The organism is Pseudomonas sp. H2_A10, from assembly GCF_054680085.1.
Genome location: NZ_CP162821.1, coordinates 2,735,721 through 2,760,321 on the forward strand (window position 1 = coordinate 2,735,721; position 24,601 = coordinate 2,760,321).

Consider the following 24,601-nt stretch of genomic DNA (forward strand, 5'->3'; position numbering starts at 1 on the left):
GACTGGAGGCCAATTGCCGCTTAATTGGGTTGAAGTTCATCGATAAAGCGCACCACCCGTTCACCCAGTTCGGCGGCGAGGGGCAGCTTCGGGTCGTTATAGGAGGCCAGTTGTTGCTTCACCTCGTTGGGCACGATGCGCATCACATGATTCATGCCTTCAATCACCGTCAACTGCGCGTCCGGCTTGGCCCGTTTCAGTTGCTGGGCATCGCCGACGCCTACCTGGATATCATGCGTGCCCTGGATGATCAGCGCAGGCATGCGCAGTTTGGCAAAGGCCGCGCGAGGGTCGGCGCGAAACAGGCTGATCAGGTAAGGCTGGACGCTGGGCCGGAAAATGCCTTCCAGCGGGCCGGGCACGTCGGTATCCACTTGGCCGGCCTTCAGGTGATCAAGGATTTCATTACTGCGCAGCAGCAGGGCTGGGGGCAGGTGATCGGCCAGTTGCTGGCGGATCACCTGGTCTACCGGGCGCGCGCTGCCGGACAGCGAGATGACGCCCGCCGGGTCTAATTGCGGCGCAGCCAGGGCTGCCACCAGCGCACCTTCACTATGGCCCAGCACAATCAACGGGCCCATGCGTTTGTCGGTCTTGAGCAATTGGCCCCAGGCCACCGCATCGGCGACGTAGGCATCAAGGGTCAGGTTGCGTTCATCCGGGGTGGCGGCGAGGCTGGCGGCCACGCCGCGCTTGTCATAGCGCACGCTGGCGATGTTATGCCGGGCCAGTACCCAGGCCAGGCGCTTGAGGCTGTCGTTGCGCGCGCCCTCGGCGCTGTTGCCGTTGCGGTCGGTGGGGCCGGAACCGGCGATGATCAGCACCACCGGCACCGGCTTGTCGGACTGTGGCAACAGCAGTGAGCCGAACAGCTCGCCGCTGCCGGTGTCCAGGCTGATAGGGCGTTGCAGTACGACGGGGGAGGCGGCGTGGGCCACGGCGGTAAACAAGGTCAGGGTAAGAAGCAGGACTCGAAGCATCATCGCGCCATCATGAGGAGGTGCCGGTTGGACCAACGTCCACCGGTAAGGTTTCGAGGATGAACTAGTCGGTTAGCCTGCGTATACTGGCCGCCTTAAGTTATTACGGTTGACTCGATTCAACTGATTTCACGGAGCGCCCCGCATGTCCGGCAATACCTTCGGCAAGCTGTTCACTGTCACCACCGCGGGCGAAAGCCATGGCCCGGCGTTGGTCGCCATTGTCGACGGCTGCCCGCCCGGCCTCGAGCTGTCTCTGGAAGACCTGCAGCGTGATCTCGACCGCCGCAAGCCCGGCACCAGCCGCCACACCACCCAGCGCCAGGAGCCCGACGAAGTCGAGATCCTCTCCGGCGTGTTCGAAGGCCGCACCACCGGCTGCGCCATCGGCCTCTTGATCCGCAACACGGATCAGAAGTCCAAGGATTATTCCGCGATCAAGGACCTGTTCCGGCCAGCCCACGCCGACTATACCTACCACCACAAATACGGCGAACGCGACTACCGTGGCGGCGGCCGCAGCTCGGCGCGTGAAACCGCCATGCGCGTGGCCGCCGGCGCCATCGCCAAGAAATACCTGGCCACCCAGGGCATCGTGATCCGTGGCTACATGAGCCAGCTGGGGCCGATTGAAATTCCGTTCAAGACCTGGGACAGCGTTGACGACAACGCTTTTTTCAGCCCGGACCCGGACAAAGTGCCGGAACTGGAAGCCTACATGGACCAGCTGCGCCGCGATCAGGACTCCGTTGGCGCCAAGATCACCGTGGTCGCTGAAGGGGTGAAGCCTGGCCTGGGCGAACCGATCTTCGACCGTCTCGACGCTGAGCTGGCCCATGCATTGATGAGCATCAACGCGGTCAAGGGCGTGGAAATCGGTGCGGGTTTCGCCTGCGTCTCCCAACGCGGCACCGAGCATCGCGATGAGCTGACCCCGCAAGGTTTCCTCAGCAATAATGCCGGCGGCATCCTCGGCGGTATTTCTTCCGGCCAGCCGATTGTGGCGCACCTGGCGCTCAAGGCCACGTCGAGCATCACCACTGCGGGCCGTTCGATCGATGTGCACGGCAATCCGGTGGACGTCATCACCAAGGGCCGCCACGACCCGTGCGTGGGCATCCGCGCCACGCCGATTGCCGAAGCGATGATGGCTATCGTGTTGATGGACCACCTGCTGCGCAACCGCGGGCAGAACGCCGATGTGCGCGTCAGTACCCCGGTGCTCGGCCAGCTGTGACGGGCTGGTTGTGACAGCCCTTCCTTATTGGCGCCTCTCCAGTTTCTACCTGTTCTATTTCGCCCTGCTGGGGGCGACGGCGCCATTCCTGGCGCTGTATTTCGATCACCTGGGGTTCTCCAGCGCGCGCATCGGCGAGCTGGTGGCCATTCCCATGTTGATGCGCTGCGTGGCGCCTAACCTGTGGGGCTGGCTGGGCGATTACACCGGCCGGCGCCTGGCCATCGTGCGGTTTGGCGCGGTGTGCACCCTGGTGAGTTTTTCGCTGATTTTCGTCAGCCAAACCTACGCCTGGCTGGCGCTGGTGATGGCCCTGCATGCGTTCTTCTGGCATGCGGTGCTGCCGCAGTTTGAAGTGATCACCCTGGCTCACCTGCAAAAACAAACCTCGCGCTATAGCCAGATCCGCCTGTGGGGCTCCATCGGTTTCATCCTTGCGGTGGTGATCATGGGCCGCCTGTTCGACCGGTTGAGCCTGGATATCTACCCGGTCGTGATCGTGGTGATCATGGCCGGCATCGTCGGCGCCAGCCTGTGGGTGCCGAACGCGCAGCCCGCCACCCATGGCAGTCGCGTCGCAGGCGACGGGTTCCTCAATCAATTGCGCAGCCCTGGGGTATTGGCGTTTTACGCTTGCGTGGCGTTGATGCAAATGAGCCATGGCCCGTATTACACCTTCCTCACCCTGCATCTGGAACACCTGGGCTACAGCCGTGGCGTGATCGGCATGCTGTGGGCACTGGGGGTGGTGGCCGAAGTGCTGATGTTCCTGGGCATGAGCCGTATCCTCACACGCTTTTCGGTACGCCGGGTGCTGCTGGCCAGCTTCCTGTTGGCGGCGTTGCGCTGGCTGCTGCTGGGGTCGTTTGCCGAGTTCTTCTGGGTGCTGTTGCTGGCGCAGGTGATGCATGCCGCGACTTTCGGCAGCTTCCATGCGGCGGCGATCGCCTTTGTGCAACGCAGTTTCGACGCTAAACAACAAGGCCAGGGCCAGGCGCTGTACGCCGCCCTGGCCGGCACCGGCGGCGCATTGGGCGCATTGTATTGCGGCTATAGCTGGAACCTGCTGGGGCCGACCTTCACCTTTAGTATTGCGAGCATCGCCGCCCTGGCCGCGGCCGTTATCATTGGCCTTCGATTGCACGAGCAGAACCAAGGAACCCTTCAATGAGTTATGTCGCCGTCTACCCCGTTGCTACACCGGATACCCCGAACAAGGTATTGACCCATTTCGACGACATCGCCGCCATCCTGGCCGAACACGGCGTACGGTTCGAGCGCTGGCAGCCCAGTCCGATCGAGAAGGGGGCCAGCGATGCGGCAATGATCTCGGCGTACCAGATGCAGATCGACCGCCTCGGCTACGCTCAGGTGCAAGTGCTCAGCATCACCAGCGACCACCCGCACAAAGCCGAGCTGCGCGAGCAGGCTCGCAAGGAGCGCCGCGGCGAGAAAGATGAGGTGCGTTTTTTCATCGCAGGCCTTGGTCTGTTTTGCCTGCACATCGGCGACTACGTGTATGCCGTGCGCTGTGAGAAAAACGACCTGCTGATGATTCCGGCGGGTATGGCGCATTGGTTTGACATGGGCGAGAACCCGCACTTCGTGGCCTTGCGGTTATTCCACGCGGGCGGTGAGCCGGAGTTGACCGGTGACTCAATTGCCAGTCGCTTCCCGGGTCTGGACGACTGAGCCCCCCAGCCATTGGAATGTTCAACCCCAGTGGGTTTGAAACTGCTGTGGGAAGACGCCTAAATATATGTAGGGCAGTGCTGTTTATCACGAGCCCTGCGCACTGGCTCCATTCATTGTGTAACTCTCTGCGGCCTCAACGTTTATATATCGCCTGTCAACAGGAGGAATCCGAGGGGTGATTAAGGCATCAGCCAAATAAAAAGGAGAGAACGTGATGAATGGCCCAGAGGAGTTGTGTTCGCCGCCGTATTTCGTACCCACTGCCGTCAGGAGGCGGCTTGGCTTGTCCGGCAAGCCCCTGACCCCGGCGGAGTTGGAGATTCTGCGCTGGGCTTCGGAAGGCAAGACCGTCTGGGAGATCAGCCAGATCCGTGCCACGTCCGAGGCCACGGTTAAATTTCACCTGCGCAATATCTACGGCAAATTGCAAGTGACCAACCGCGTGCAGGCCATGAATGAAGCGGCCCGCCAAGGCCTATGGTAGGCCCATGAAAAAAAGGCCGGGACGCTCAACGGCGTCCCGGCCCTTTTTTCGGGGTGTGGCGTTAAGCCGAATGGTAGGTCGGCAGAGCAAAGCGGTTCTGGCTTTGCAACATCGAAATTTGCGGCAGTTCGCTGGCTTGTTCAGCCAAATCACGGCGAATGGCGCTGATCACCCACGTCAGTTGATCGGCGGTGTGCAATTGCTGGTAGGAAATCGACCGCTTGACCTGTTTGCCTTCACTGTTACGCAGGGTCAACAGGATGCCGCCGTCTGGACGTGGTTGGGTGGTGACGTCGTAGTTGGAGAATACTGAAGCGAATTTATCTTGGATCAGGCTCATGTCTATCAGCTCCGTTGGCTCAAGTGGGCAAGCATGGAGTGATAGGTGCAGTGATTGTGCCAGCTAGTGATTTTGTTAAATATCTTTATAAATCAGTCACTTATAAAAATCGTGATTTTTCGATTTCGTGCAATTTGCATGAATGGCCATCATGCACACTGCATTTTGCTCTACTCGCGGAGGCGGCTGGGGGCGCGCTTATTCATAAAGACCGCCGTGGCGTAGGTAAATTCCCTTTTGCAAGGGCATGGGCTGGGATACAAAACTTTTCAAATCGCGCGTGTACAGCCGAAGAATGGCTGGCGTATTTTCCTGCATGGCATTGGGCCTCTCGCCTACGAAGCTTGCGTGGAAAATGCCGGTGTTGCCGGATCATACGAAGAATAAGAAAAAGGACGTTCCCATGAGGCATCCGCAGAGCGACATGATCACCTGGGCCAAGCTGCTGCGTAAGGTGCCCGCCATTGTGCGTGCCTTACCTCGGGTGGTTCGCGGCATGCGTGCCGCCAACGTAACCGACCCCGCGCAGCCGTGCGGGTTGGGCTGGCACTTTGAGCAAGCCACCCTGAGCAACCCCGACGGCCAGGCATTGTTGTATGGCGACCGGGTCCTCAGCTATCGCGAAGCCAATCAATATGCCAACCGCATCGCCTACCACCTGCAGGCCCAGGGCATCGGCAAGGGCGACGTGGTGGCACTGTTTATCGAAAACCGTCCCGAATTACTCCTCAGCGTATTGGCCGTGGCCAAGCTCGGTGGCATCTGCGCCATGCTCAATACCGCGCAAACTCAAGCTGCGCTGGTGCACAGCCTGAACCTGGTGAGCCCGGTGGCGATTGTGGTGGGCACGGAACTCGTGGCTGCCTACGGGGCAGTGCGCGATCAGGTGCAGATCCCGGCGGCGCGAACCTGGTTCGTCGCCGATCAGCTATCCGGCGAAATGCCCGAGGGGTACATCGACCTGCTGGCGGCCAGCGCCGAGTGCCCGGTGGACAACCCCGCCAGCACCGCGCAGATCTTCTTCAACGACCCCTGCTTTTATATCTACACCTCCGGTACCACGGGCCTGCCCAAGGCGGGCATCATGAAACACGGCCGCTGGACCAAAACCGCCGTCAGCTTTGGCCGCATTGCGCTGGACATGGGCCGGGACGACGTTCTGTATTGCACCTTGCCGCTCTACCACGCCACCGGTCTGTGTGTGTGCTGGGGCTCGGCGATTGTCGGGGCTTCGGGGTTTGCCATCCGCCGCAAGTTCAGCGCGAGCCAGTTCTGGGACGATGCGCGCAAATTCAAGGCGACCACCCTTGGCTATGTCGGTGAGCTGTGCCGTTACCTGCTGGACCAGCCGCCCAGTGCAAGCGACCGCGATAACCGCGTGACCAAAATGGTCGGCAATGGTTTGCGCCCCGGCGTATGGGCGCAGTTCAAGGCGCGGTATGGCGTCGAACACATCTGTGAGTTGTACGCGGCCAGCGACGGCAATATCGGGTTTACCAACGTGCTGAATTTCGACAACACCATCGGCTTCTGCCTGCAGCATTGGGCCCTGGTGGACTACGTTCACGACAACGGCGAGCCGCTGCGTGGCAGCGATGGCTATATGCGCAAGGTGCCCACCGGCGGGCAAGGCCTGTTGCTGGCCAGGATTGACGAAAAATCACCCTTCGACGGTTACACCGACCCGCAAAAGAACGGCAAGGTGGTGCTCACCGACGTGTTTGAAAAGGGCGATCGCTACTTTAATACCGGTGATTTGTTGCGCAGCATCGGCTTTGGCCACGCGCAATTCGTCGATCGACTGGGGGACACCTACCGCTGGAAAGGCGAAAACGTCTCCACCACCGAAGTCGAGAACGTCCTGCTGCAACACCCACAGATCGCCGAAGTGGTGGCCTATGGCGTCGAGATCGACAACACCAACGGTCGCGCAGGCATGGTCGCCATCACGCCGAGCGAATCCCTGGCGGCATTGGACATGCGCGAATTGCTGCAATTTGCCCATGGCCAGTTGCCGGCCTATGCGGTGCCGTTGTTCCTGCGAATCAAGGTCAAGATGGAAACCACCGGTACGTTCAAGTACCAGAAGGTCAAGCTCAAGGAGGAGGCGTTTGATCCGGACAAGGCCGGCAATGACCCGGTGTACGCGTGGCTGCCGGGGTCCGACTGCTACGTACCGGTGACGGGTCAATTGCTGGCGCAGATTCAGGGCGGCCAGTTCCGTTATTGATTGTGCCTATGGCGGCTTTTGACAAAAAAGCCATGACAGGTGGGAACTCCATCGCGACACTGGGCGCCTCTATTGAATACCCGACGTCGCCACACCAGGAGCCCCGCATGTCCGACCAGCCAAAACAAATGACCGAAGACGAAGCCGCCGAATTTGCCGAGCAGGTCTTCGACGTGGCCCGCCGAGGCGATGCCGCGATGCTCGCCGCCTTGCTGGCCAAGGGCTTGCCGGCCAATTTTCGCAACCACAACGGCGATACCTTGTTGATGCTCGCGGCCTACCACGGCCACGCCGAGGCGGTAAAAGTACTGCTCGAATTCAAGGCGGACCCGCTGATCGCCAATGACAAGAACCAACTGCCGATTGCCGGCGCGGCGTTCAAGGGCCATTTGCCTGTGGTCCAGGCGCTCATCGAAGGCGGTACGCCGGTGGCAGCGGCTTCATCCGACGGGCGCACGGCCTTGATGATGGCGGCCATGTTCAACCGCGTCGAAATGCTCGACTACCTGCTCGACCAGGGCGCTGACCCCAAGGCCACCGATGCGCAGGGCGCGACCGCGCTGGCGGCGGCCCAAACCATGGGCGCGGTGGATACGGCGGCGCGGTTGCAGAAACTGGTGTAGGCTACGCGCCCTCCAAAACCCGCCCGTCACAGGATTGCCCCATGAAAACCGCCCTCGTCGAACTCATCAGCAAAATCAGCGCCGGGGTCATGGGCGAGGACGAAGTGGCGCGCATCGCCGAGGAAGCCGCCCAGGCCTACGCCGATCCCGCGGCATTCCTGGCGGCCAACCCGGACATCAACTACGACGACAGCTTTCCGATCCCGCTGGGAGAGTGGGTGGTGGTCGGTAGCCTGCCGGACACCGCGCTGTTCCAAGCCGATACCTATGCCGACCTGTATGCACAAATCGTCGCGTCGTTTGGTCCGGGTGTGGCGTTCAACCTCAAGCCCAAGCAATTGGCCAAGACCGAGGACCTCACTGCACTGAACCGCATCCAGATCCAGATGAGTGCGCTTAGCCCCGAAGAGGGTGGCTATGTGCTGCTCAACTTCAGCCAACTGTTGGATGACGAGATCCAGGCCGTGCTGGTGTTCGGTAACGACCTGCCGCGTGTGCTGCAACTGTGTGCCGAAGTGGGTATCAAGGCCGAGCCGTCCCTGGAAGCGCTGAAGATCGCCGTGCACATCTGAAATAAAACGGAACCCCTGCCAGGGCTGACTATCCTACAAGTGCATGCCCTCACTTAGGAGCGACACCATGGGTTCCACTTTTAACGGCTTGATCGGGCTGATCATCCTGGCGCTGGATATCTGGGCGATCATCAACGTATTCAAAAGCGGCGCGAGCACCGGCGCCAAGGTGCTGTGGATCCTGCTGATCCTGCTGCTGCCGGTACTTGGCCTGATCATCTGGGCGATTGCCGGGCCGCGGGGTAACGTGCGGATCTGATCGCTTCACTCCTGCTGGAGTGGGCACAGTCAATATGGAAGGGGGCTTGCTGCCGATGACGGTTTATCAGTCACAGCTGTTCTGACTGATCCACCGCTATCGGGAGCAAGCCCCCTTCCACATTTGCTTTGGGCGTGCTCCATAGATTTATGTATCGAAATATTCGCTGCACATAATTTTCACACCCCGTCCAAGACAATTCCCCGGCTTTACCTGCCTGCTATTAAAGGTGGCGCAGCGGTGCTCGTTCACTAATTAATAGCCTTGCTGTGATTGATCGGGCACCATTCGCGCCACCGCGATATTTCGTCACATAAACTTCCAATGGGTCCTGAAACGACATGGCAAACCCGGACGCCCTGAGTCAGCAGCGAGCTTCTAATCGCCTGCTGCAACCGACCGTCAAATCCCATCTGGCGTACACGCTGCTCTGCGCACTGGTCATGATGGTGATGCTCTCCCTGCTGCGCCTGGCGCTGCTGGTATACAACCGCGAGATGATCCTCGACACGCCGGCCTCGACCTTCCTTGAAGCGTTCGCCAACGGCCTGCGCCTGGATATCCGCCTGGTGGTGTACCTGCTTATCCCGTTGCTGCTGGCATTGTTCAGCGTACGCGCCATGGCCGCGCGGGGGTTCTTCCGTTTCTGGCTGACTATTGCATCCAGCATCGCCCTGTTCCTGGGCTTGATGGAGATGGACTTCTACCGCGAGTTCCACCAGCGCCTCAACGGGCTGGTCTTCCAGTACGTAAAGGAAGACCCGAAAACCGTCATGAGCATGCTCTGGTACGGTTTCCCAGTGGTGCGCTACCTGCTGGCCTGGGCCGTGGGCACGCTGATCCTGAGCATGGCGTTCAAAGGCGCCGACCGCGCCACGCGCCCACGCGGGCCGTTCAGCGGCGGCAGCATCGGCACCCGCCAGGTGGCCCCGTGGTACTCGCGCATCGCGGTATTCGTGGTCTGCCTGCTGATCGCCGTGGTCGCCGCCCGTGGCACCCTGCGCCAAGGCCCGCCGCTGCGTTGGGGCGATGTGTACACCACCGATTCGAACTTCGCCAACCAGTTGGGCCTCAATGGCACCTTGTCGCTGATCGCGGCGGCCAAGGCGCGGTTCGGTGAAGACCGTTCCAACATCTGGAAGGCTACCCTGGACCAGCCGCTGGCCACCCAGACCGTGCGTGACATGCTGGTGCTGCCGCAAGAAAAGCTGGTAGACACCGATACCGCCGCCGTGCGCCGTGACTACATGCCACCGGTCGAGAAGACCCTGCCGATCAAGAACGTGGTCGTGATCCTGATGGAAAGCTTCGCCGGTCACTCGGTGGGCGCCTTGGGCCGGCCGGGCAACATCACGCCGTATTTCGACAAACTGTCCAAGGAGGGCCTGCTGTTCGACCGCTTCTTCTCCAACGGTACCCACACCCACCAGGGCATGTTCGCCACCATGGCCTGCTTCCCGAACCTGCCGGGCTTCGAATACCTGATGCAGACCCCGGAAGGCAGCCACAAGCTGTCGGGCCTGCCGCAGTTGCTCAGTGCCCGCAAGTTTGACGACGTGTATGTCTACAACGGCGATTTCGCCTGGGACAACCAGTCGGGTTTCTTCAGCAACCAGGGCATGACCAACTTCATTGGTCGCAACGACTTCGTCAACCCGGTGTTCTCCGACCCGACGTGGGGCGTGTCCGACCAGGACATGTTCAACCGCGGCCTGGAAGAGTTGAAGGCGCGTGAGGGCGGCAAGCCGTTCTACGCACTGCTGCAAACCCTGTCCAACCATACGCCGTACGCATTGCCGACGCCGTTGCCGGTCGAGAAAGTCACAGACCGTGGCAGCCTCAACGAGCATTTGACGGCCATGCGCTACTCCGATTGGGCCCTGGGCCAGTTCTTTGAAAAGGCCCGCAAAGAGCCGTACTTCAAGGAAACCCTGTTTGTGATCGTGGGCGACCACGGCTTCGGCAACGAACAGCAGATCACCGAGATGGACCTGGGCCGCTTCAACGTGCCGATGCTGATGATCGCACCCGGCATGCAGGAGAAGTTCGGCGAGCGCGACCACACCGTGGGCACCCAGATCGACATCGTGCCGACCATCATGGGCCGCCTCGGTGGCGACACGCTGCACCAGTGCTGGGGTCGCGACCTGCTGAACCTGCCGGAAGGCGACAAGGGCTTCGGCGTGATCAAGCCATCGGGCAGCGATCAGACGGTGGCGCTGGTCACCGCCGAGCGCATTCTGGTACTGCCCAAGGAGATGCCGCCGAAGTTGTGGGAATACGAATTGGGCGCCAACCCGAGCGGTAAAGTGATCCCCGACTCGCCGGACGAGGCGGCACTCAAGCAGAAACTTGAATCGTTCCTGCAAACGGCCACCAAGAGCCTGTTGAACAACACCGCCGGTGTGGTTGACGGCAAGCCGGACTAACTAACCGGCAATAAAAAAGAGGCCTGTGAAGGCCTCTTTTTTTATCCGGCGTTTATATCCGACCGAGCAACAACAGCACCAGCAGTACCACCAGCACAACCCCGAGGATGCCCGACGGGCCATAACCCCAGTTACGCGAGTGAGGGAACACTGGCAGGCCACCGACCAGCAGCAGGATCAAGATAATGATCAGAATCAGGCTCATGTTTTTTTTCCTTATTGGCTTTCTGCAAAGACCGGTTATTAACGATAGGCCCGGCACTTAATGACGGACGCCTTAATAACTCCGACTCTGTCACTTCAAAGAAAATTCCAAGTTTTTTTAAAGCATTTCGATCGCTCGCTTATTTCTTTTAACGCACGCGTCCGTACGCCTCGTTAGTCAAAAAAGATTGAACTTAGGCCTCGCGCGGGCATCCGACCCGGCCTTCGGTTTGCCTGGGGCATTCATCATTCTGATGGTGCGTGGGTACGGGAAAAACCTTCGCTACACTGCCGATCACTTCTTCTGTGAACCACAAGGCTACTTCCTATGCAAAATCGCATGATGATCACTGGCGCCGGGTCCGGCCTGGGTCGCGAAATCGCTCTGCGCTGGGCTCGCGAGGGTTGGCAATTGGCCTTGTCGGATGTCAGTGAGCCCGGCTTGCAGGAAACCCTGAAGCGGGTGCGTGAGGCCGGTGGCGACGGGTTTATCCAGCGCTGCGACGTACGTGACTACAGCCAGCTCACCGCGTTTGCCCAGGCCTGCGAGGTCAAGCTCGGGGGTATCGATGTGATCGTCAACAATGCCGGCGTGGCCTCGGGGGGCTTTTTCGCCGAGTTGTCCCTGGAAGATTGGGATTGGCAGATCGCAATCAACCTGATGGGCGTGGTCAAGGGCTGCAAGGCATTCCTGCCGCTGCTGGAAAAGAGCAAGGGCCGTATCATCAACATCGCCTCCATGGCGGCGCTGATGCAAGGGCCGACCATGAGCAACTACAACGTGGCCAAGGCTGGCGTCGTGGCGTTGTCGGAGAGTTTGCTGGTGGAGCTCAAGCAGCAGGAGGTCGGCGTGCATGTGGTGTGCCCGTCGTTCTTCCAGACCAACCTGCTGGACTCGTTCCGTGGGCCGACCCCCGCCATGAAAGCCCAAGTGGGCAAACTGCTGGAAAGTTCGCCGATCTCGGCGGCGGATATTGCCGATTACATTTATCAGCGCGTGGCACAGGGCGAATTCATGATCCTGCCCCACGAGCAGGGCCGGATGGCGTGGGCGTTGAAGCAGAAGAACCCGCAGTTGCTGTACGACGAAATGACCACCATGGCCGACAAAATGCGCGCCAAGGCGCAGGCAGTTAAGGGCTGATTCGGCAGCGGTCTGTCAGGCAAATTACCTGCATCCGTAGGTGTTGCCTGATTTCGCCGCGAGCCATTGAAGCCTCCATCCTCAGCGCGCATGGTCGGGGTCCTGTCACTCCAAAAGGTCCACCGCCATGCTGGTTTTAAGCCGCGCCGTAGGCGAAATCATCTCCATCGGTGATGACATCACCGTGCATATCCTCGAACTGAAGGGCAACCAAGTGAAACTCGGCATCCAAGCGCCGCCTGGCGTGCACGTACATCGTGCCGAGGTCTACCGCAAGATCCTAGAACGCCAGACGCCGTCTGCCCAACCCGTCATCCAACTCTAGAACGCCCTCAGTCGAACAGATGCTTGGGCACGTCATGCTTGAGCATCAATTGGCATTGTTCGCTTTCGGGGTCGAACACGATCAGCGCCTGGCCTTTGGTCAGCGCCTGGCGCACACGCAGTACACGGGTTTCCAAGGGCGTGTCGTCGCCGTTGTCGGTGCCGTCGCGGGTGACGAAGTCCTCGATCAGGCGGGTCAGGGTGTCGACTTCAAGTGCGTCGTAGGGAATCAGCATACAAGCCTCAGGTGTCAGGTCCCGGCGATGCTACTGCGCCGGGGCCTTGCTGACCAGCGTCAGGACTTGTGGCCGACCAGGCTGTCCACCGGCGGCACACGCGTGTCGCTCTCCATCTGCGTCTCATGTTCCAACTGGTGACTGAAGCGGTCCAGTGAGCCCTGGGCCGGCTGCGCGTCGCTGGCAAACACCGGCGGGCTGAGGATATACGCGCCCAACAGGCGGCTCAGCGCGGCCAGGCTGTCGATATGGGTGCGCTCGTAACCGTGGGTCGCGTCGCAACCGAACGCCAGCAGCGCGGTGCGAATGTCGTGGCCGGCGGTCACGGCGGAATGCGCATCGCTGAAGTAATAGCGGAACAGGTCGCGGCGCACCGGTAGGTCATTGTCCGCGGCCAGGCGCAGTAAATGACGCGACAGGTGATAGTCGTAGGGCCCGCCGGAATCCTGCATCGCCACGCTCACCGCATGCTCACTGGAGTGCTGGCCGGGCGCGACCGGGGCGATATCGATGCCGACGAACTCACTCACATCCCACGGCAGCGCGGCTGCGGCACCGCTGCCGGTTTCCTCGGTAATGGTGAACAGCGGGTGACAGTCGATCAGCAGGGGTTCGCCACTGTCGACAATCGCCTTGAGCGCAGCGAGCAGGGCAGCGACGCCGGCTTTGTCGTCCAGGTGGCGTGCGCTGATATGCCCACTCTCGGTGAACTCGGGCAAGGGGTCGAAGGCCACGTAGTCGCCGACGCTGATGCCCAGCGAGTCGCAATCGGCGCGGGTGGCGCAGTAGGCGTCCAGGCGCAGTTCCACATGGTCCCAACTCACCGGCATTTCATCCACGGCGGTGTTGAACGCATGCCCGGAGGCCATCAGCGGCAGTACGCTGCCACGGATCACGCCGTTGTCGGTGAACAGGCTGACGCGGCTGCCTTCGGCAAAGCGGCTCGACCAGCAGCCTACGGGGGCAAGTGTCAGGCGGCCGTTGTCCTTGATTGCGCGCACGGCGGCACCGATGGTGTCCAGGTGCGCGGAGACGGCGCGGTCCGGGCTGTTTTTCTGGCCCTTGAGCGTCGCGCGGATGGTGCCGCGCCGGGTCATTTCAAACGGGATGCCGAGTTCTTCCAAACGCTCGGCGACGTAGCGCACGATGGTATCGGTGAACCCGGTAGGGCTGGGAATGGCGAGCATTTCCAGCAGGACTTTTTGCAGGTAGTTGAGATCAGGTTCGGGAATGGTTCGAGTCATAAAAATTCCTGATGAGATAAGCGTGCTCAGGTCATTGGGCGGCCGGTTGGCTGTGTGGAAACAGCAGGTCCACAAACTTTTGCGCGGTGGGCTGCGGTTCATGGTTGGCCAGGCCGGCCCGTTCGTTGGCCTCGATAAATACGTACTCTGGTTGATCGGCGGCGGGCACCAGCAGGTCCAGGCCCACCATGGGGATGTCCAGGGCGCGGGCGGCGCGCACGGCGGCGTCCTTGAGCGTGGGATGCAGGATCGCGGTGACATCTTCCAGGCAACCGCCGGTGTGCAGGTTGGCGGTACGGCGTACCGCCAGGGTTAGGCCACGGGGCAGGACGCTGCTGTAGTCGTAGCCTGCGGCGGCAAGGGTGCGTTCGGTTTCGGCGTCCAGGGGGATTTTGCTTTCGCCGTCGGTGGCGGCCTGACGGCGACGGCTTTGGGCCTCGATCAGGGCGCGGATGGAGTGCTGGCCGTCACCGGTCACCTCGGCGGGGCGGCGAATCGCGGCGGCAACCACCTCGAAGCCGATCACCAGGATGCGCAAGTCTAGGCCTTCATGAAAGCTCTCCAGCAGTACGCGGCTGTCGAACTGGCGCGCGTTTTCGATTGCCTGCTGCACCTCTTCGATGGTCTGCAGGTCCACCGCCACGCCTTGGCCCTGCTCGCCATCCAGCGGCTTGACCACCACGCGCTGGTGCTCGTCGAGGAACTCCAGGTTCTCGTCGGCACTGCCCGCCAATTGCTGCGACGGCAACTGCAAACCGGCGGCCTTGAGCACCTTGTGGGTCAGGCTCTTGTCCTGGCACAGGGTCATGCTGATGGCGCTGGTCAGGTCGCTCAGTGACTCACGGCAGCGCACGCGGCGCCCGCCATGGCTGAGGGTGAACAAACCGGCATCGGCATCATCCACCTGCACATCGATACCGCGTCGGTGGGCTTCTTCAACGATGATCCGCGCATACGGGTTGAACCCCGCCTGCGGCCCAGGGCCGAGAAACAGCGGCTGGTTGATGCCGTTCTTGTGCTTGATCGCAAACGTGGTCAGCGCACGGAAACCGAGCTTGGCATAAAGCCCCTTGGCCTGACGGTTATCGTGCAGCACCGACAGGTCCAGGTAGCTCAAGCCACGGCTCATAAAGTGCTCCACCAAGTGACGCACCAGCACTTCGCCGACGCCGGGGCGCGCGCATAGCGGGTCGACGGCCAGGCACCACAGGCTGCAACCGTTTTCCGGGTCGTGAAAGGCTTTCTGGTGGTTGAGCCCCATCACGCTGCCGATCACCGCGCCGCTGTCTTCGTCCTCCGCCAGCCAATACACCGGGCCACCCTGATGACGCGGCGTGAGGCGTTCGGCGTCGACCGGCAACATGCCGCGCCCTTGATACAACTGGTTCACCGCCTGCCAGTCGGCTTCGCTCTGTACCCGGCGGATACGAAAGCCGCGAAACACACGGGTGGCCGGGCGATAGTCGCTGAACCACAGGCGCAAGGTGTCGGAGGGGTCGAGAAACAATTGCTGCGGGTCAATCCCGAGGATCTGCTGGGGCGCGGCCACGTACAGTGCGATGTCGCGTTCGCCGGGCTGTTCATTCAGCAGTTCCCCCGCCAGGCTGGCCGGGTCGGGGAAGGTATGGCCGATCAACAACCGGCCCCAGCCGCAATGCACGGCAATCGGTTCGGCGGCCAACGCGCTGCCGTCTTCGGCCAGGCGCGCCTGCAGGCGTTCGTAAGTGGGGGCCTGGCCTTTGAGCAAGCGTTGGCTATACGCCGCGGCGTTAGGTTTCATGGATCAAATTCCTTGTTCGCTGAGCCACAGGTTCAGCGCTGCCAGTTGCCACAGCTTGGAGCCGCGCAGCGGGGTCAATTGGCCCTGGGGGTCGGTGAGCAAGCGGTCGAGCATGGCGGGGTTGAAGAGGCCGCGGTCCTGGCTCGGGTCCAGCAGCAGGTCGCGCACCCAGTTCAGGGTGTCGCCTTGCAAATGCTTGAGGCCCGGTACCGGGAAGTAACCTTTTTTGCGGTCGATAACCTCGCTCGGGATCACCCGGCGCGCCGCTTCCTTGAGCACGTGTTTGCCGCCGTCGGGCAGCTTGAACCGGCCCGGCACACGGGCCGAAAGTTCTACCAGGCGGTAGTCGAGGAACGGTGTGCGCGCTTCCAGGCCCCAGGCCATGGTCATGTTGTCGACACGTTTGACCGGGTCGTCCACCAGCATCACCGTGCTGTCCAGGCGCAGGGCCTTGTCCACGGCGGCATCGGCGCCCGGCATCGCAAAATGCTCGCGCACGAAGTCGCCGGCGGCGTCATGGGCGGTCAGCCATTTTGGTGCGACGGTGGCGGCATAGTCGTCATAGCTGCGGTCGAAAAACGCCTCACGGTAGGCAGCATACGGGTCGCTTGCGCCGTCCACTTGCGGGTACCAGTGGTAACCGGCGAACAACTCATCGGCACCCTGGCCGCTCTGCACAACCTTGCAATGCTTGGCCACTTCCCGCGACAACAGGTAGAAGGCGATGCAGTCATGGCTGACCATCGGCTCGCTCATGGCGCGGAACGCCGCCGGCAGTTGCTCGATGATTTCGCTTTCGGCGATACGCAGTTGGTGGTGACGGGTGCCGTAGTGCTTGGCGATCAGGTCCGAATACTGGAACTCGTCACCGCGCTCGCCGCCGGCATCTTCAAAACCGATGGAGAAGGTCGACAGATCCTGCACGCCAACCTCACGCAACAGGCCCACGAGCATGCTCGAATCGACGCCGCCGGAGAGCAACACGCCCACATCCACCGCCGCCCGTTGGCGAATCGCCACGGCTTCGCGGGTGCTGTCGAGCACACGGTCGGTCCAGTCTTCCAGGCTCAGGTACTTCTCATCTTCACGCGGGCCGTAGGGCAGGGTCCACCAGGTTTTCTGCTCGGTGTTGCCGTTGGCCTCGATACGCATCCAGCTGGCCGGCGGCAGTTTTTCAATGCCCGCCAGCAACGTGCGCGGCGCAGGCACCACCGCGTGGAAGTTCAGGTAATGGTTCAGCGCCACCGGATCGAGGATCGGGTTGATGTCGCCACCCTTGAGCAGCGCAGGCAGCGCGGAGGCAAAGCGCAGGCGCTGGCCGGTGCGCGACAGGTACAGCGGCTTCACACCCAGGCGGTCACGCGCGATGAACAAGCGCTGGGCATCGCGCTCCCAAATGGCGAAGGCGAACATGCCGTTGAGCTTGGGCAGCAGCGCTTCGCCCCAAGCGTGATAGCCCTTGAGCAGCACTTCGGTGTCGCCACCGGAATAGAACGCATAGCCCAGCGCTTCAAGCTCCTGGCGCAATTCGGGGAAGTTGTAGATCGCGCCGTTGAACGCCAGGGAAAGCCCCAGTTGAGCGTCGACCATCGGTTGGGCGGAGCCGTCCGACAAGTCCATGATCTTCAGGCGGCGATGGCCCAGGGCAATCGGCCCTTGGGCATGAAAACCCCAGGCATCGGGGCCTCGGGGGGCGAGGTGATGGGTGATGCGTTCTACGTCTGCAAGGCTTGCAGGTTGATGATCAAAGCGTAACTCGCCAGCTAATCCACACATAAGTTCCTTACCGGTTTTTCCGTTGGGGAGGTTTGGGGGTACCCGAAAACTGACCCACCTGTGTTGCGGTAGTTTTAGATCAATCGGTTATAAGCAGGCTGGCGGGCGCGTCGTTGTATTAATTATTACGGCCTTGATTGCGGCGTGAGGTGCCTAAGCTGACGCCTCATTTTTTCAAGGAGCACCCCCCATGGATCAGGACGTCAGTGTGTCGCAGGGTCTTCAGCCGATGACGACGCGTGAGTTATCGATGGCGTTATTGGAGCTCACCGGCGAGCTGGAAAAGGCCGAGGTCCTGCAACAGAACGTGCCCGACTGGTTGATGAACGCCGGTGGCACATTCCTGGAACAACTCAATGAGGCCGCAGACGAGGCGCTGTCCCTTCAGGAAGCCGTAAAAGTGCGCTTGAGTACCTTGGACGATGTCCAGGCTTTTTGCCGCAAACACCTGAAAGCCGCGCTGTCCAGCGAGTTTGGCGACGGCTTCGACGTGGATGAAGACCGTCTGTGGCTGCCACAGCGCGAGTGGTTCAACCTGGGGCCGCCGCTGTATCGGGATGTGCCCACGCCGGCGCGGTGGGTCAGCCACAGCTTGTTGGAAGCCGCGATGCAGAACTTCACCCAAGCGCAGGAAGGTGTCGGTGAGGACGGCATGCCGGCGGTGGCGATGTTGGCCACCCAGGCACCGGCAAAGCCCTCGCCGGCGGCTTTTGCCAAGTGCTGTCGCCGCTTGGACCTGGGTAAGCGCTATCAAGAACACCTGCTGCACGTGCTCACCCAGGGGCGGTCCGCCAACGATGACCAGGCGTTGTTCACACCGGTCGCGCGATCGATAAAACAGCTGAGAGTCGCCGTGTTGAAAATGGAGGTGCTGATTGCCTATCAGAAGCAGCACCTGTCCAAAGACGGCTACGACACGCTGCAGCTGTTCCTCGAAAAAGGCGCGACGCTGGCGTCAGGTGATGTGCTTTATAACGCTAAGCCGGTGAGCCTGCAGGGCCTGGAAATCCACGGCGCCTGCCTCTGGGGCGTGGTGGTGTTTTCCGCACGCTCGGTTGAACAATTCCCTACCGAAAAATGCATGGTTTACATGCCCGGCGAACCTTTTCGCCCGGTGTACGAGTACGCGGCATTCAGCCAATTCCAGCAGTACCTCAGCCTCAAATTGAAAACGAAGGCCTACCGGCAGACCTTCACCCGTTATATCGATGAGGCCAATCGGCTGGATTTTTTCAAGGCGCTGACGGACCAGGCCGAGTTGGGGGTTATCAAACAACGCCCGATGACCCATGACCTCAACAGGTTTTTCTTCGAGAGCCTGCTGGGCAAACTGCAAGTGGACAGTCGGACCCTGGCGGTGCCGACCGCCGATGTGGATGCCGAGCAACGGCAAAAACGTCTTGAGGGCTACTGGGAGGCCGGGCTCACCCTGGCCAACATCTGCGCGATGTTCATCCCCGTCATGGGCGAACTGATGATGGGGGTGACCCTGGGGCAGTTGCTCGGCGAGATCTTTTACGGTTATGAGGATTGGCAGGCCGGGGATAAGCGCAAAGCGTTTTCGCACCTGACCAATGTGCTGGCCAATGTCGCGCTGATGGCCGCGTTCGCAAAGGCCAGCTCCGCGCTCAAACTGCACCCGCAGCAAGACACGGCTGATTGGTTCGATGGCTTCGAAGCGGTCACCCGAGGGGGGTGGCGTCGGCTGTGGAAGCGCAACCTGCGTCGTTATCGCCAGCCGATAGACCTGTCTGACACGCCGGACAGCAACGGCCTCTACCAAATAGGCGACAAGACATTTGTGCGGTTGCAGGGGCATGCGCTGGAGGTGCGTTTCGATGAGCTGTCCGGGGGCTGGCGCTTGCAACCCCAGGCGGGTCACGACCTGTTTGCCCCGCCTGTGGAGCTCAACGGCGAAGGCGGCTGGCGTTACCGCGGCGAACGGCCGGCCGAATGGGATAACAGCCTGTATGTGCTGCGGCGTATAGCGCCTGATCTCAAAGCGCTCAGTGCGCTGCGGCTGGAAGCAGTCCAGGACATCACCCAGGCGCCGCTGCCGCGATTGCAAGCGTGGGCGCGGCAGAACCAACCCGTGTCCAGGCGCTTCAGAGACCAGGCCGAACGGTTCATCCTGGAGCAGCGCATTCGTGACTGTATCTGGCACCTGGTGAATGAGGGCCAGCCCACCGCCGAGAATCAACGGCTGTTGCTGCATGCGTTACCCATGCTGCCGGCATGGCCCAAGCACGTCTATTTCGAATTGTTCAACGACAACGGCGTGCATATCGCGAACTACCCGCAGGGGCTGCGCCTCACGCCCGAGCACACCGGTATTCGTCTGACCGAGCACTCATTGCGTGAAGACGGAGTACTGGGCTTGGCCCTCGATAAGCTGGATGAGCAAGCCACGGCACAGTTGCTCAAGGAGGCGCCCGCTAGTGGCACGCCCGCGCGTCGCCTGGCCCGGGCGGTAGCGGACTGGATGGAGAAAAACGCAGCGCTGTTTTTCGGCAAGCTGTATGAGGCCTATGACCGGCCCAACGGGCCTTCGCAAACCCTGTTCAAGCAGCGATTTGCCCAATTGCCGGTGCGCGTCGCTCAGCGTCTGATTGATCGGGCCAGCAGCGTTGAGCGCCTGCGGGTTGTCAATGACCAGCGTATCCCCATGCGCCTGGCCCAGGAGGCTCGAGAAATGATGGAACAGGTAGCGGCGGACCGGGCCTGTGCCGAATTATTCCTGCCCGCGCGGGGGTTATCCGAGAGCCGGCTCCAGGTGCTCCAGTTGCTCAAACGCATGCCCGGCTGGCCGGCGGATTTTGCCCTGGAAGTTCGCGACGGCAGTATCGGGGGGCCGTTGCTGGAGCGGGTGGGGCCGTCGGATGCCAAGGTCCGCCGGATTATCGCCAAGCAGGGCGAGCTGCATGAAGTCTACGACGTCTCGGGGCGAATCTTGGGGCTTCCCACCTCCGGGCGCCAGAGTCTGTACGACGCGGCGCTGCGTGCGCTGCCCGCGGAACAATTGAACGCGCTGGGGTTGTCTGAGCGCGAGCGCTCCCATGGGTTCAAGCTACGCAACGAACTCTTTGAGCATGCCGTCAATGATCGTCCGGCGGTCATGGCGTTGTTGCGCGGCGAGTCTCTGGATAAAACTGAACCGCTTCCCGCGTGCGTCCAGGCCAGCCCGCCGGCCCCCCCAGTGCCTGCCGCTCACTCGCGGGCGTTGGTGCGTCGCACGCGCAGACTGTTTCCATTGTTTACCGAGATCCAGATCAACCATTTCCTGGATGAGCGAGGCGCCGACCACCTGGAGCGTGCCGAATCGATCAAGGCGCATGAGCAGCAGCTACAGGTGTTGCGCGCCAGTTTGAAAAGCTGGACCCGCGCCACCCAAGGCATTACCGGCGAGCTGCACACCAGCCGCCTGCAAGTGGCCGGCCTGATCGAAGACGCCTGGCGCCGTCTGACCTTCGTCCCGGGGGAGGGGCGTGAAAGCGTCGCGGGCCTCAAGCTCGACGGCATGCGCGTCGGCGATCTGCCGTCGCTGCCTGGCGCGGTCAAGTTCGATCACCTGCGGCTGGTGTCACTCAACGATATGCAACTCGACGACAGCGTGGCGTACTTTCTCAAGGCATTTACCCACGTCGAATCATTGAGCCTTGAGCGCAACAACATTACCCGGCTGCCGGAAATCCTGGCGCACATGCCCGGGCTCAAACGTTTGCTGATGTCGTCCAACGCCCTGACGCTGTCCGAGTACACGCTGAAAAAACTCGCCGATATGCGCAACCTGATTGCCCTGGACTTGAGTGAAAACCGCCTCGGCGCAACGCCGGAGGTGGGCAAAATGCTGGATATGGTGCATCTCAAACTGCGTAATTGTGACCTTCGCGAACTCCCGGTGGGCTTGGGGCGGTTGCCCTTCCTGGACTTTGTGGATCTGCGCAACAACGCCATTCGACAACTGCCTGATTGGGTGTTTGCCGCACCACGGCGTATCGCCCAAACCATTAACCTGCGTTTCAACCCCTTGTCGTCGACCACGGTCGCGAGCCTCGACGCTTACCGTAGGCGAACCGGTATCGGCATGGGCTACCTGCACGACGATATCGCGGCGATGAATGAGTCGACCGCACGCGGTATCTGGATGCCGGAGTCCCCTGCCGCCCACAAAGCGATCTGGACCGATCTGAAAGACGACCAGCGTTCAGAGAGCCTGTTCGCGTTGTTATCCGAACTGGGTAACAGTGCTGACAGCGAATTTGTCAGAGAAGACATGCACAAGCGCGTATGGGAGGTGCTGGAAGCGGCGCATGACAACACCGAGCTGCGTAACGAGGTATTCAACCTGGCGGCCAACCCCTTCAACTGTACGGACTCGGCGGCCATCAACTTCAGCCATCTGGAAGTGGCGGTGCGGGTGCACAAGGCCGGCGTGGCGAGTGAGCGGGGCACTTCGACGGCGGCATTGCTGCGCGAGGGGCGTGGCCTGTTTCGGCTTGATGAGCTGGAAAAACTGGCCCATGAACACAGCCAGGCCGACCCCTCGGCGGATCCGGCGGAAGTCAGCCTGGCCTATCGCACCGGCCTTGTGGAATCGCTGGACTTGCCTGGGCAGCCGACGCATATGCGTTTTGCCGGGTTAAGCGGAGTAACGCGCGAGGACCTGGAAAAGGCTTCCATGCGAGTGCGCACGGCCGAACTTTCGCCGGCCTTCATGGACTCCCTCACCGGGCGCAAGTTCTGGCGTACCCATTTGCGTAAACGCTATCCCGGCCGGTTTGACTTGATGAACACGCCGTTTCACGAGGAGCAGGATGCGATCATGGAACGCGCTCACTCCATGGACGATGCGCAATTTCGGCGTGAGTTTGAAGCCATTGGCGATCGCAGGGAGGCCGCCGAACGCACGTTGTTCAGGGAGCTGACCCACGAGGAAATGAAAACCGTGGACATGGGCTGCCAAGCGCTCGTGGACTGAACGCCGTTACTTTTGATTGCGCATCAGGCCGCGCACGGCAAACCGATTGGGGTGGCAGGCCTGTGCGACGCCGACGGGCACCGGCAGCGGTTCGTCGTTGAGCCACGCCGCGAGCAGCTCGCCGCACAGTGGCGCGGTGATCAGGCCGCGTGAGCCGTGGCCGCTGTTGATGTACAGGCCTTCGAGCCAGGGGCAGGGCGTTTGCGGGACCTGGCGTGCGTCCTTGCGCAATACGGCGTAGGCCTGGGCGAAGTCTTCGCTGTGGGCCAACGGGCCGACAATCGGCAAGTAATCCGGGCTGGTGCAGCGAAACGCGGCGCGCCCCTGGAGCTGCGTGGGGTCTGCCTGGTCGGCGGCCAGGCGTTCGAGCAAGTCGACCGAGATGTCGCGCAGCATCTGCAGGTTGCCGCTGTGCTCGCCGGCCGTGGGCGTCAGGTCATCGCTGGCGAAGTCAAAACTGGCGCCGAGGGTATGTTCGCCCAACCGTGCCGGCGCGATATAACCCTCGCCGCAGACCACTGTGGCCAGTGCCTGGCTGTCGGCGGTTTGCGGCAACCGGGTGATCTGGCCGCGAATGCGCTTGAGCGGCAACTGGGCGCTGAACGGGAAGCGCTTGATCTCGGCGGCGCCGGCCAACACCACCACCGGCGCGCTGGCCAGCAGAGTCTCGCCGTCGCGTGCCTGCCATTGCCCGTCGACCTGCTGCAAGGTGAGGGCCTCTTGATGCAGCAGCAACTGCACCCCCGGCTGCTGCGCTTGCCACTGGCACAGCGCGGGCGGATGCACCCAGCCACCCTGCGGAAAAAACAGCCCGCCGTGCGCCAGTTGCACACCGGCGCGGGCCTGGGCCTCGGCGCGGTCCAGGGTATGCAGCAGGTCAGGGGCAAAGGCCTGGGCCAATTGCGCCTGGCGCTCGCCTTCCTTGGCATTGAACGCCAGTTGCAGCACGCCGCAGGCCTGCCAGTCGACGTCTTGCTGCAAATGCTCGAGCAGGCGGCGTGTGTAGCCGAACCCGCTGACAATCAGTTGCGACAGTGCCGTGCCGTGGGCCGACAGCTTGAGGTACAACACCCCCTGCGGATTGCCCGAGGCTTCCTGGGCCAACGCCCCATGGCGTTCCAGCAGGCTGACGCGCCAGCCCCTGGCGGCCAGGCTGGCAGCGGTGGCGCAACCGGCCAGGCCGGCGCCGATGACCAGTGCGTGGCGCTCGCCCGTGTGCCGCGCCGGGCGGGCGAACCACGGCGCGCCGGCCGCTGGCGCAGGCAGTTGTTCGGGCCAGCCGGTGAACTCACCGCGCAAAATTTCCCATTTATGGCCGATCCCCGGCGTGCGCTTCATTTTGAAGCCGGCGGCGTTGATCAGCCGCCTTACCCAACCCGTGCTGGTAAAGGTGCTGATGGTTGCGCCGGGCGCGGCCAACCGCGCCAGTTCGGCGAACAACTCGGCGGTCCACATGTCGGGGTTTTTCGCTGGCGCAAAGCCGTCGAGAAACCACGCGTCGACCTGGGCATCCAGCTGCGGCAGTTGCTCCAGGGCATCGCCGATCAACAGCGTCAGGGTCACGCGACCGCCGTCCAGCACTAAACGCTGGAAGCCTTGGTGGATGGCGACGTACTGGGCCAGCAACTGTTCGGCGAAGGGCTGCAGTTCCGGCCACAGGGCCAGTGCCCGTTGCAGATCGGCGTAACTCAGCGGGTACTTTTCCACGCTGACGAAATGCAGGTGCGCCCCGGCCACCGCCTGTTGCGCGAACAACTGCCAGGTACACAGGAAATTCAAGCCGGTGCCGAAGCCGGTCTCGCCAATCACCAACCGCCCGCCCACCGGCAGGGCGGCAAAGCGTTCCTGCAAACGGTTCTGTTCAAGGAACACATAGCGGGTTTCTTCAAGGCCCGACTTGTCGGAGAAGTACACGTCGTCGAACACCCGCGAGCGCGGGCGACCTTGGTCATCCCAGTCGAGCTGGGCGTGGGGCAATACGGGGTTCATGGGCGGCTCGGCAAAGGCAAGGCCGCCATTCTAGCTGATCAACAGGCAATCAATTGACCCATGGCAAGCACGCGTGG

General features: G+C 61.8%; 20 protein-coding genes. 12 read left to right on the forward strand and 8 right to left on the reverse strand.

Translation table 11 applies throughout. From position 1 onward, the window contains the following. Nucleotides 1-20 precede the first annotated feature (20 nt). Entirely contained in the window at nucleotides 21-983 is a 963-nt protein-coding gene (locus AB4O23_RS12775) for an alpha/beta hydrolase (protein WP_267863792.1), read from the reverse strand. 142 nt (nucleotides 984-1,125) lie between these two features. On the opposite strand from AB4O23_RS12775, the gene aroC reads away from it, so the two are divergent. The 4 genes from aroC to AB4O23_RS12795 all read left to right on the forward strand — a co-directional run bounded on the left by aroC (nucleotide 1,126) and on the right by AB4O23_RS12795 (nucleotide 4,396). After that, nucleotides 1,126-2,217: a chorismate synthase gene (aroC, locus tag AB4O23_RS12780; protein ID WP_017527705.1), complete on the forward strand. Its 1,092-nt coding sequence runs from the start codon at nucleotides 1,126-1,128 to the stop codon at nucleotides 2,215-2,217. Beyond that, entirely contained in the window at nucleotides 2,180-3,388 is a 1,209-nt protein-coding gene (locus AB4O23_RS12785; RefSeq protein ID WP_460063428.1) for an MFS transporter, read from the forward strand. Before aroC ends, AB4O23_RS12785 begins: the two co-directional genes overlap by 38 nt. Continuing rightward, nucleotides 3,385-3,909 (forward strand): acireductone dioxygenase, encoded by a 525-nt coding sequence (locus tag AB4O23_RS12790; RefSeq protein ID WP_017527707.1) that lies wholly within the window; start codon nucleotides 3,385-3,387, stop codon nucleotides 3,907-3,909. Before AB4O23_RS12785 ends, AB4O23_RS12790 begins: the two co-directional genes overlap by 4 nt. A 217-nt stretch (nucleotides 3,910-4,126) precedes the next feature. Continuing rightward, the gene (locus tag AB4O23_RS12795; protein WP_026067249.1) at nucleotides 4,127-4,396 is read left to right on the forward strand and encodes a response regulator transcription factor; all 270 of its coding nucleotides are present in this window, start codon (nucleotides 4,127-4,129) and stop codon (nucleotides 4,394-4,396) included. Between the two features lie 61 nt (nucleotides 4,397-4,457). On the opposite strand, the gene AB4O23_RS12800 is transcribed toward AB4O23_RS12795, so the two are convergent. After that, the gene (locus AB4O23_RS12800) at nucleotides 4,458-4,736 is read right to left on the reverse strand and encodes a DUF3509 domain-containing protein (RefSeq protein WP_003172952.1); all 279 of its coding nucleotides are present in this window, start codon (nucleotides 4,734-4,736) and stop codon (nucleotides 4,458-4,460) included. A 403-nt stretch (nucleotides 4,737-5,139) separates the two neighbouring features. Here AB4O23_RS12800 and AB4O23_RS12805 point away from each other — a divergent pair, with 403 nt between their 5' ends. The 5 genes from AB4O23_RS12805 to AB4O23_RS12825 all read left to right on the forward strand — a co-directional run bounded on the left by AB4O23_RS12805 (nucleotide 5,140) and on the right by AB4O23_RS12825 (nucleotide 10,849). Continuing rightward, complete coding sequence (locus AB4O23_RS12805; RefSeq protein ID WP_017527709.1) at nucleotides 5,140-6,966, forward strand: long-chain-acyl-CoA synthetase; 1,827 nt, start codon at nucleotides 5,140-5,142, stop codon at nucleotides 6,964-6,966. Nucleotides 6,967-7,073: 107 nt separating this feature from the next. Continuing rightward, nucleotides 7,074-7,589: an ankyrin repeat domain-containing protein gene (locus AB4O23_RS12810; RefSeq protein ID WP_017527710.1), complete on the forward strand. Its 516-nt coding sequence runs from the start codon at nucleotides 7,074-7,076 to the stop codon at nucleotides 7,587-7,589. Nucleotides 7,590-7,630: 41 nt separating this feature from the next. Beyond that, the gene (locus tag AB4O23_RS12815; RefSeq protein ID WP_065876496.1) at nucleotides 7,631-8,161 is read left to right on the forward strand and encodes a hypothetical protein; all 531 of its coding nucleotides are present in this window, start codon (nucleotides 7,631-7,633) and stop codon (nucleotides 8,159-8,161) included. 67 nt (nucleotides 8,162-8,228) lie between these two features. After that, the gene (locus AB4O23_RS12820) at nucleotides 8,229-8,420 is read left to right on the forward strand and encodes a PLDc N-terminal domain-containing protein (protein WP_003172956.1); all 192 of its coding nucleotides are present in this window, start codon (nucleotides 8,229-8,231) and stop codon (nucleotides 8,418-8,420) included. 341 nt (nucleotides 8,421-8,761) lie between these two features. Beyond that, complete coding sequence (locus tag AB4O23_RS12825; protein WP_460063433.1) at nucleotides 8,762-10,849, forward strand: LTA synthase family protein; 2,088 nt, start codon at nucleotides 8,762-8,764, stop codon at nucleotides 10,847-10,849. A gap of 52 nt (nucleotides 10,850-10,901) precedes the next feature. On the opposite strand, the gene AB4O23_RS12830 is transcribed toward AB4O23_RS12825, so the two are convergent. Further along, nucleotides 10,902-11,054, reverse strand: a complete 153-nt coding sequence (locus tag AB4O23_RS12830) for a DUF3309 family protein (RefSeq protein ID WP_015885095.1) — start codon at nucleotides 11,052-11,054, stop codon at nucleotides 10,902-10,904. 327 nt (nucleotides 11,055-11,381) lie between these two features. Here AB4O23_RS12830 and AB4O23_RS12835 point away from each other — a divergent pair, with 327 nt between their 5' ends. After that, the gene (locus AB4O23_RS12835; RefSeq protein ID WP_460089276.1) at nucleotides 11,382-12,197 is read left to right on the forward strand and encodes an SDR family oxidoreductase; all 816 of its coding nucleotides are present in this window, start codon (nucleotides 11,382-11,384) and stop codon (nucleotides 12,195-12,197) included. A 127-nt stretch (nucleotides 12,198-12,324) separates the two neighbouring features. After that, entirely contained in the window at nucleotides 12,325-12,522 is a 198-nt protein-coding gene (gene csrA / locus AB4O23_RS12840; RefSeq protein WP_017527714.1) for a carbon storage regulator CsrA, read from the forward strand. 7 nt (nucleotides 12,523-12,529) lie between these two features. Here csrA and AB4O23_RS12845 read toward each other — a convergent pair whose 3' ends face one another. The 4 genes from AB4O23_RS12845 to AB4O23_RS12860 are packed head-to-tail and all read right to left on the reverse strand — an operon-like array spanning nucleotide 12,530 to nucleotide 17,557. Next, a complete protein-coding gene (locus tag AB4O23_RS12845; protein ID WP_003192759.1) occupies nucleotides 12,530-12,757 on the reverse strand; it encodes a YheU family protein in 228 nt (75 codons plus the stop codon). A gap of 59 nt (nucleotides 12,758-12,816) precedes the next feature. Next, nucleotides 12,817-14,001 (reverse strand): osmoprotectant NAGGN system M42 family peptidase, encoded by a 1,185-nt coding sequence (locus AB4O23_RS12850; RefSeq protein ID WP_017527715.1) that lies wholly within the window; start codon nucleotides 13,999-14,001, stop codon nucleotides 12,817-12,819. Nucleotides 14,002-14,032: 31 nt separating this feature from the next. Further along, a complete protein-coding gene (gene ngg, locus AB4O23_RS12855; RefSeq protein ID WP_068937087.1) occupies nucleotides 14,033-15,781 on the reverse strand; it encodes an N-acetylglutaminylglutamine synthetase in 1,749 nt (582 codons plus the stop codon). 3 nt (nucleotides 15,782-15,784) lie between these two features. Beyond that, nucleotides 15,785-17,557 (reverse strand): N-acetylglutaminylglutamine amidotransferase, encoded by a 1,773-nt coding sequence (locus AB4O23_RS12860; RefSeq protein WP_017527717.1) that lies wholly within the window; start codon nucleotides 17,555-17,557, stop codon nucleotides 15,785-15,787. Between the two features lie 190 nt (nucleotides 17,558-17,747). Here AB4O23_RS12860 and AB4O23_RS12865 point away from each other — a divergent pair, with 190 nt between their 5' ends. Further along, nucleotides 17,748-22,535, forward strand: coding sequence for an NEL-type E3 ubiquitin ligase domain-containing protein (locus AB4O23_RS12865; RefSeq protein ID WP_065876498.1), 4,788 nt, complete (start codon nucleotides 17,748-17,750; stop codon nucleotides 22,533-22,535). A 6-nt stretch (nucleotides 22,536-22,541) separates the two neighbouring features. Here AB4O23_RS12865 and mnmC read toward each other — a convergent pair whose 3' ends face one another. Further along, a complete protein-coding gene (gene mnmC, locus AB4O23_RS12870) occupies nucleotides 22,542-24,524 on the reverse strand; it encodes a bifunctional tRNA (5-methylaminomethyl-2-thiouridine)(34)-methyltransferase MnmC2/FAD-dependent 5-carboxymethylaminomethyl-2-thiouridine(34) oxidoreductase MnmC1 (protein ID WP_135196160.1) in 1,983 nt (660 codons plus the stop codon). Between the last annotated feature and the right edge of the window lie 77 nt (nucleotides 24,525-24,601).